The following is an 8,464-nucleotide window of genomic DNA, read 5'->3' as shown; positions in this document are numbered from 1 at the left end:
TGCGCCGCTGGAGCCTTCGGCCGCGGTGAGGCCGTGGCGTCCGGATGGCACGGTGTTGGTGACCGGTGGTACGGGCGGTCTGGGCGGTCATGTGGCGCGGTGGCTGGCGTCGTTGGGCGCGGAGCATGTGGTGCTGGCGAGCCGGCGTGGAGCCGGCGCCGAGGGTGCCGGGCACTTGGCGGCACAGCTGGAGCAGTTCGGTGCCCGGGTGTCGTTCGCCGCCTGTGACATGGCGGATCGTGTCGCGCTGGCCGGGCTGCTGGACAACCTGGAGGCGGAAGGATCACCGGTGCGTTCGGTGGTGCATGCGGCAGGCGTTCCCGGACGTTTCGTGGCGCTGGCGGATGCTGAGGTGTCGGATCTCGCCGAGGCGCTGGGGGCGAAGGCGCTGGGTGCGACGGCGCTGGATGAGTTGCTGGATTCCGGTCGGCTGGATGCGTTTGTGCTGTTCTCGTCGAATGCCGGGGTGTGGGGTGGCAGTGGGCAGGGGGCGTACGCGGCGGCGAATGCCCATCTCGATGCGCTGGCGGAACAGCGTCGGGCACGGGGCGCGGTCGCGACCTCGCTGGCCTGGGGCATGTGGCACGGCGAAGGACTGATGGCCGGCCAGGAAGACGTGGCAGAGGCGTTCGCCCGGCTCGGTATGCGCGCGATGGATCCGGAGCAGGCGATCTCGGTCCTGCACCAGGCGCTGGACCAGGACGAGACCGCTCTTACCGTCAGCGATGTGGACTGGGGACGCTTCGCTTCCCTCTACACTGCCGCCCGGCCCCGCCCGTTCCTCGACGACCTGCCCGATGTCCAACAGCTCCACCGCCCGTCGGAAGGCGCCCACGAGGGCGCCCACGAAGGTGCCCACGAGGGGTCCGCATCCCGCTCCGCGCTGACCGACCGCTTGGCCGACAGCCTGGCCGGGATGCCCCCCGCCGAGCAGCACCGGACGGTACTGGCGCTGGTGCGGGCCCAGGCCGCCGCCGTACTCGGGCACGGTTCCGGGGACGAGGTGGACGGCGACCGGCAGTTCATGGACCTCGGCCTCAACTCGGTGACCGCCGTCGAAATGCGCAATCGGCTCAACGAGGTCACCGGACTGCGCCTGCCGGTCTCGTTGGCCTTCGACCACCCCACGCCGCACGCGCTGGCCCGCTATGTCCGGGCGGTGGTGATGGGCACCGAGGACGATGCCCTGACGGAGACCGCCGCCGAGACAGCCGCGGTCGTCACGGGTGCTGACGACGACCCGGTCGCGATCGTCGGAATGAGCTGCCGTCTGCCGGGCGGAGTGGAGTCACCGGAGCAGCTGTGGGAGCTGGTCATGGCAGGCCGGGATGCGATCTCCGACCTGCCGGGCGACCGCGGCTGGGAGGCCGTGGAGCGGCTGGCGGAACTCGGGGTGGACCTGGCCGGCGGACGCTGGATCCGTGAGGGCGGATTCATCGACAGCGCCGCCGAGTTCGACGCCGAGTTCTTCGGAATCTCCGCTGAAGAGGCGCTGGCGATGGACCCGCAGCAGCGGCTGCTGCTGGAGATGTCCTGGGAAGCGATCGAACGGGCGGGTATCGACCCGCGGACGATGCGCGGAAGCGGCACTGGTGTTTACGTCGGTACCTTCTACCAGGCGTACTGGGCGGGCCCGGACGGGATCGCCGAGGACGTCAAACCGTTCCTCGGGACGGGAGTCAGCCCCATGTTCGCCTCCGGGCGGATCGCCTACGCACTCGGCCTGGAGGGTCCCACCCTCACGACGGACACCGGATGCTCGTCATCGGGGGTGGCGCTGCACCTGGCGTGTCAGGCGGTGCGCCGGGGCGACTGCTCCTCCGCACTCGTCGGCGGGGTGACCGTGCTGTCCAGCCCGATGGGCATGCCGGACCATGGCGGTATCGCCTCCGACGGCCGTTGCCGGGCGTTCTCCGCGGATGCCGACGGGACCGGCTGGGGTGAGGGTGCGGCGATGGTGATGATCGAGCGGCTGTCCGAGGCCCGCCGCCTCGGCCACCCGGTCCTCGCGGTGATCCGGGGATCCGCCGTCAACAACAACGGTGCGAGCAACGGCCTGTCGGCCCCCAACGGTCCGTCGCAGCAACGGCTGATCCGCCAGGCGCTGGCGAACGCCGGGCTGTCCGCGGACGAGGTCGACGCGGTGGAGACGCATAGCACGGGCAGCCCTCTGGGCGACGCGATCGAGGCGCAGGCGCTGCTGGCCGCCTACGGTCAGGACCGTCCGGCGGACCGGCCTGTGCGGCTGGGCACGGTCAAGTCCAACATCGGTCACTCGCAGGCGGCTTCCGGCCTGGTCGGCGTCATCAAGATGGTCATGGCGATACGCCGCGGTGTGCTGCCGAAGACCCTGTACGCCGAATCCCGCTCGCCACGGACGGACTGGGATTCCGGAGCCGTCTCGCTGCTGACCGAGACGGTGCCGTGGCCGGACACGGGCCGGCCGCGGCGCGCCGCGGTCTCCTCTTTCGGAGCCAGTGGCACCAAAGCGCACATCATTCTCGAACAGGACACGCCGCCACTACCGTTCGCGGACCAGACCTCCGCGATCACCCCTGCCTCGGAGCACCACCGTGCCGGCCCGGTGCCGGTACTCGTGTCGTCCCGGAGCCGTGACGGGCTGCGGGAACAGGCGCGCAGGCTGAAGGAGTTCATGGAAGACCACCCGGAGACCGGGCCGCACGACCTCGCCTGGTCTCTGGCGACCACCCGGTCGGCGTTCGAACACCGAGCCGTGCTGTTCGCCGAGGACCGGGATGAGCTGCTGGCGGCGCTGGCGGCCGTGCAGCGGGGCGAAGCCCAGGAGCAGATGGTGGGCGGCAGGGCCGCGACGGACACCAGGACCGGGCTCCTCTTCACGGGGATCACGAATCTCACAGGGTTCACGGAGCAGGGGGCACGCTCCCTCGGAGCCGAAAGCCGACGCAAGGGCGCCGCGAAGGAGCTGTACGACCGCTTCCCGGCCTTCGCCGACGCACTGGACGAGGCGTGCGCGTGCCTCGATGCCGCCTACGCAGGCCTGGAATCCCCGACGCGAGACATCGCGCTGGGCCTGGACCCGGACGGGGTGACACCCGATCCGGTGGTGACTCGCGCGGCGTCCTTCGCCCATGAGGTCGCGTCAGGCGCTTTGCTGCACCAGCTGGGCCTCGAACCGGAGGTCACGGCCGGGCAGGGCCTCGGCCTGATCGCCGCTGTTCACGCGGCCGGGACACTGACCCTCGAGGACGCGGCCACCCTGGTCGTCGCCGCGGGCGGACTGCCGAAGGCGGCGGGACCGGCGGCCGAGGAGGAGTTTCGGCGCGCGGTGAAGCAGGTGAGGCTTCACCCGGCGCGCTTGCCCTGCGTCTCCGCCCCGACCGGTGAACCACTCGTGTACGAGCGCCTGCTGACGCCTGGCTATTGGTCACGAGAACGCGAGACAGACGAGACACAGGAGACCCACAAGGCGGCCATCGACGCACTGGCCGGCAGCGTCGCCCTGACACGAGCCGAGCCCGCCGCCCTGAACGAGGGCCTGCGGCCCGGTGACGGTGTGCTGCGGGCCATTGCCCAGGCGCACGTGAGTGGCGCACCGGTCGCCTGGCGGCGGACACTGTCCGCGCTGGGCGTGCCGGCCGTGCCCGTCGAGCTTCCCACGTATGCCTTCCGGCGTGACCGCTACTGGCTGAAGGCCAACCCTGTGGCAATGTTCGGCAATGCTCTGGTCGCAAAGAACGCTTCCGGCTGGACCGGCGCACGAGCCATGGGGAATTGATCGAAGACCCGCGGGGATCACGTCCCGTCTTTACGGGACATGTCGAGGACTGCGGCGGCACCGAGGATTAACCCGGAGAAGAGGTGTCGCCCGGCGGCCGTGCCGTCGAATTGAACCAGTACGGGGGGCAGCGATCCCTCAAGGAGTTGTGATGACTGTTGCCGCACCTGTCGATGAGCGGAGCCCGGTCGTGGAGCTGAGCCGGGCCGAGGCGAATTCCGTTGCCCGGACAGCCGAAGGACTCTGTGCGGCCGGCCATGAGCGGGTGGACAGCGAGGGGTTCGTCCGGCTGGCCAGGGAGGTGTGGGAGGACATGCCGCGGCAGTTACGGCGTACGATGCGCGAGTTTCGCCGAGATTCCGGCCGTCATGGTGCTCTCATATTCCGCGGTCTGCCGGTTGGCGCCGGGGCACTTCCGCCCACCCCCAATGCAAGAGGCTCGGTGCAGTCCACGGTGACCGTCTCCGCCGCTGTTCTGCTTCTCATGGCGCATGGTCTCGGCGACCCGGCGGCCTTCCGGGAGGAGAAGTCCGGGGCGCTGGTTCAGGACGTTGTCCCCGTTCCCGGGCAGGAGGAAATCCAGGGCAATCCCGGATCGGTGCTGCTGTCGTTCCACATCGAGAGCGCGTTCCATGAACACCGTCCCGATTATGTGTCGCTGTTGTGTCTACGATCGGACCAGGAAGGCGTCGCGGGGCTGCGAACGGTATGTGTGCGGCAGGTACTCTCCGCGCTCAGCGACGAGAGCCGGGAAACGCTGTTCCGCGCGGAGTTCCAGACCGCACCGCCGTCCTCGTTCGCCCTCGACGGCGATCAGGCCCCCGTTCACGCCGTCCTGTCGGGCGCACCGCACGACCCGGATCTCCGGGTCGACCTGGCCTCGACGACGCCCCGGACATCGGCGGCCGCGGCCGCTCTTCTGGAGTTGGGCGAGCTCTTCGACAGTACTGCCGAGACGTTTCATCTCATCCCCGGCGATCTCGCCGTTGTGGACAACAGGGTGGCGGCACACGGTCGCACTGCTTTCCGGCCCCGCTACGACGGCCAGGACCGCTGGTTGCAGCGCACTTTTGTCATGAGTGATCTACGGCGTTCCCGCGACCACCGGCCCCACGACGGCTACGTTCTCCATTCTGGAGACGAAGGGGCGTAAGAATTCCGCAAACGAAGAGGCGTGAGAGAGGTGAACTGAAAAGGCGCCCCCGTCGAACCGGTTACCCGACGCCGCTCACCTGCCCGCAAACATCACTCCCGGCATCGAGGCCGCTCAACATCGCCGCGCGCGTCAGTTCGGCTTTGTTGCCGAGATCGAGCTTCGATCTGATGCGCTTGACGTACGTGTCGACAGTGTGCGGGCTGATGGCCAGGGCGCGGGCTATCTGCCCGTGCGTCAGACCGACCGCGATCCGGGCGAGAACCTGTTGTTCCCTGGGCGACAATGCGCCGGGTTCGACGTTCTGCTCGGTCAGGTCGGCGAGTTGAGAATGGGGGGCGATTCCGTCGAACGTGACGGTTCTGACCACCTCGACCACGGTACTCGCCGGGGCACTGCGGTCGATCGTGGCGGCTGCCCCGGCCCGCCGATACTCCTCCAAGGTCCGGTTGTCACCGGCAGGGACGATAAGAACAACCGGTACGCCGGGAGGGATCTCTGCGGTGAACGCGCCTGGCGAGGTGTTGTGCACGGTTTCCCGGGCGACGAGAAAAACGTCCGCACCAGTGGTACGACGCTCCTCCCACACGGTGTGCACGCCGATGACCGTGAAACCCGCGCGGACGAGTATGTCGGTCAAGCCGTGGGCAAAGATCGGGAACGCTTCGAAGATGCCGACTTTGATCACATAAGCCCCTGGCGATCCCGAACTCGTTTCTTTGACGAGGTCGAGGATAGGAAGGCCGGGCCTTGGGGGGTCCTCAGCCGCTCCTCGCCCGGTCCTCACAGCAGGTCCGCGGCGGCCCGTCAGGTGACGTCTTCGCGCGCCTCGTCCAGAGGGATGATCAGGCGGTACTTGCCGCCCGCTGACTGCTGCGGCGCATCGGTGTCGAGCGTGACCTCGACGTTGTGCAGGCCGTGCTCGCCGAGGAACCGGTGGACTTCGGACCGCACGTTGTCCCACACGTGATCGGCGTCGGCGTCACGCGCGGGCTTGACCCGCACACTCAGGGCCGTCCGGCTCGACTGCACCACTTGCGCGAGTTCAAGCCCCGGAGCCATGTCCACGACGAGAGCCAGTGCCCCCGGCGGGACGCCGACCGCACGACTGCGGACATCGTGGAAGGTGAGCGCCTCGGTGGAGCGCCCCTTGATGCGGATCGCGGTGAACGGACTGCCGCACGGGCACGGATCGGGCCGGGTGAGGACGGAGTCGCCGAGGTCGTAACGCAGGATCGGCTGGACGCGGTTCGCGAGATTGGTCAGCAGCACGGTGTGCGAGTGTTCACCGGCCGGCACCGGGCGGTGCTCGGCGTCGACCGGCTCCAGGATGACCCAGTCGGCGTTGACGTGCAGCCAGCCGTGCGCACAGCTGACCGCGGCCGACATGAACTCCGTGGCGCTGTAGCTGTTCGCGATCCTGGCGTCGAAGACCCGCGCGATCCGCTCGTACCCCTGTTCCGTCAGGCCCTCGGCGGACAGGACGACCAGCCGCGGGGAGATGCGCAGGCGGCCGGCCTCCTGCTCGCCGGCGAGGAGCGCCACCTGGCCCGCGTAGCCGACCAGGATGTTGGGCTGGAACCGGTTGAGCTCGTCGACGATCTCCGGCAGGGGTGAGAAGACGGAGAAGCCCCGCACTGTCTTGCTGCCCTTTCCGTCCCTGACGATGGACCGCGGCAGCACAGTCGAGGACGCGAAGTGGCCGCCGAGCGCCATCACGTACGCCATGCGTCCGCCGCCCCGGACGATGGCGCGCACATCGGCCGGCCGAAGCCAGCTCTTGAAGGAACGCAGGGCGAGCGCGCTGGTGACGGCCGTGCTCCGCTTGTCGAACACGAAGATGCCCCGGACGCCGCTGCTGCCCGACGTGGTGCCCACCCGGTATTTGCCGAGAAAGTCCGTCCCCACGAGTGCGGGGTCGTCGGTGAACGCGACGGCCCGCTCCAGTGAGACATCACGGTCCGTCACCCAGTCGTCGAACCGCCCCATGAGGCTTTTCTTGTCCGTTATGGGAAGTGTGGTGGTGTCGCCGACATATTCGGGCAGACCACTGTAGAGCTCGCGATAATAGGGTGAATGGGTGCGGGCATGGGACGCGGCCGCGGCCAGACGCGTGGCGCGTCGCCGTTCCAGCTTTATGGGTCCCTCTTTCTCTGCCCGGCGTATGTCGAGAAGGAGTTGGGCGGTTCTGTAGACACTCATGCAATATCCCCCGTGGTGTCGCTCAGGCTACTCGGTTGAAAGTTTACCGAGTAGCGATTACCGCACGCCGGCCTCGAAGGATGGGGGTTTCTCAGGTTTCTTCTAGACCGTTTTGGAGGCTTTCCCCCGCGATGGGCATTATCCGCGCCCCTGCGCGCTGCTGACCCACCGATAGACCAGTTCAGGCCTGCCGACCTGTCCGTACAAGGGACTCCGTCCTGCCCGGCCCGCCGCCACCAGATGCTCCAGATACCGCCGGGCCGTGATCCGGGAGATCCCCACGGCCTCCGCGACGCCGGCCGCCGTGAGCCCTTCCTCGGCCTTCCGCAAGGTGCCCGTCAGCCCGCAGCGTCGCCAAGGTGAACGGCTTCAGGACGTACTGGACGACGCCCAGGGAGACCCCCTCCCGCACCACCGCGAGATCCCGCGCCGACGTCACCGCGATCACGTCCGCGTGGTATCCGGCCGCCCGCAGCGTCCGCGCCGGCTGCAGCCCGCGCACGTCCGGCAGATGCAGATCCAGCAGCAGCAGGTCCACCGGTATCCGTTCCAGCGCGCGCCGCGCCTCCGCCCCGGTGTGGACCTTGCCGACGGCCACGAAACCCGGCACCCGGCCGACATACATGACATGCGCGTCCGCCGCCACCGGGTCGTCCTCCACGACCAGCACGCGAGTGGGGTGCCCGTCCACCGTCATGCGTCACCTCCCGGCACCGGAGCGGACTCGACCGCCGTACGTTCCGCCGCCGTAGGTTTCTCCGCCGTACGCAGCGGCAACCGCACCGGCTTCGCCCGTCCAAGTCTCCTAGGGGCACGAGGCCGCGATGTAGGGGTTTCGGCGGGCAGGTCGGCCTTTTACGGTCCTCAAGGACCCGAGTCGGGATTCGTCTCCTGCCTCGATCGACAACGCCGCACCGCCCAGTGACGCCCCGCATATCGAGGTAGTGACATGGAAGCCATAGTGAGCGCCGTATTGTCCGGCGAAGCGACCTCCGAAGACTTCGCCGGTCTGCGCATCCCCGAGAGCTACCGGGGCATGGTTGTCCGAAAGGAAGAGGCCGACCTCTTCGAGGGGTCGCCTTCCGCGGACAAGGATCCGCGCAAGTCGTTGCATCTCGACGACGTTCCGGTGCCGGAGGTGGGGCCGGGTGAGGCCCTGGTGGCCGTGATGGCCTCCTCGGTCAACTACAACACCGTCTGGTCCGCGATCTTCGAACCGCTGCCGACCTTCCGCTTCCTGGAACGGTACGGAAAGCTGTCGCCGCAGGCCAAGCGTCACGACCTGCCGTACCACGTCATCGGCTCCGACCTCGCGGGCGTCGTCCTGCGCACCGGCCCGGGCGTCAACGCCT

Annotated in this window: 4 protein-coding genes and 2 pseudogenes; 3 read left to right on the top strand and 3 right to left on the bottom strand. The window is 68.7% G+C overall.

All coding sequences use genetic code 11. The features are described from left to right. Window positions 1–58 precede the first annotated feature (58 nt). Window positions 59–3,757 carry a type I polyketide synthase gene (locus tag ACWIF2_RS39070; RefSeq protein WP_454366264.1) on the top strand — a complete coding sequence of 1,233 codons (3,699 nt, stop codon included), beginning with the start codon at window positions 59–61 and terminating at the stop codon, window positions 3,755–3,757. Between the two features lie 151 nt (window positions 3,758–3,908). Further along, on the top strand, window positions 3,909–4,910 hold the full coding sequence (locus tag ACWIF2_RS39065) for a TauD/TfdA family dioxygenase (protein WP_454366262.1): 1,002 nt from the start codon (window positions 3,909–3,911) through the stop codon (window positions 4,908–4,910). 61 nt (window positions 4,911–4,971) lie between these two features. Here the strand turns inward: ACWIF2_RS39065 and ACWIF2_RS39060 are convergent, their stop codons facing one another. The 3 genes and pseudogenes from ACWIF2_RS39060 to ACWIF2_RS39050 all read right to left on the bottom strand — a co-directional run bounded on the left by ACWIF2_RS39060 (window position 4,972) and on the right by ACWIF2_RS39050 (window position 7,809). Further along, complete coding sequence (locus ACWIF2_RS39060) at window positions 4,972–5,598, bottom strand: helix-turn-helix transcriptional regulator (RefSeq protein ID WP_165344290.1); 627 nt, start codon at window positions 5,596–5,598, stop codon at window positions 4,972–4,974. A gap of 119 nt (window positions 5,599–5,717) precedes the next feature. After that, the gene (locus ACWIF2_RS39055; protein ID WP_454366261.1) at window positions 5,718–7,112 is read right to left on the bottom strand and encodes a phenylacetate--CoA ligase family protein; all 1,395 of its coding nucleotides are present in this window, start codon (window positions 7,110–7,112) and stop codon (window positions 5,718–5,720) included. 138 nt (window positions 7,113–7,250) lie between these two features. After that, a pseudogene (locus ACWIF2_RS39050) lies at window positions 7,251–7,809 on the bottom strand (response regulator). A gap of 252 nt (window positions 7,810–8,061) precedes the next feature. On the opposite strand from ACWIF2_RS39050, the pseudogene ACWIF2_RS39045 reads away from it, so the two are divergent. Beyond that, window positions 8,062–8,464 (top strand): annotated as a pseudogene (locus tag ACWIF2_RS39045) (crotonyl-CoA carboxylase/reductase); the annotation flags it as partial.

It is taken from the genome of Streptomyces sp. NPDC055506 (assembly GCF_053643595.1).
This window is presented reverse-complemented; position numbering and strand designations above follow the sequence as displayed.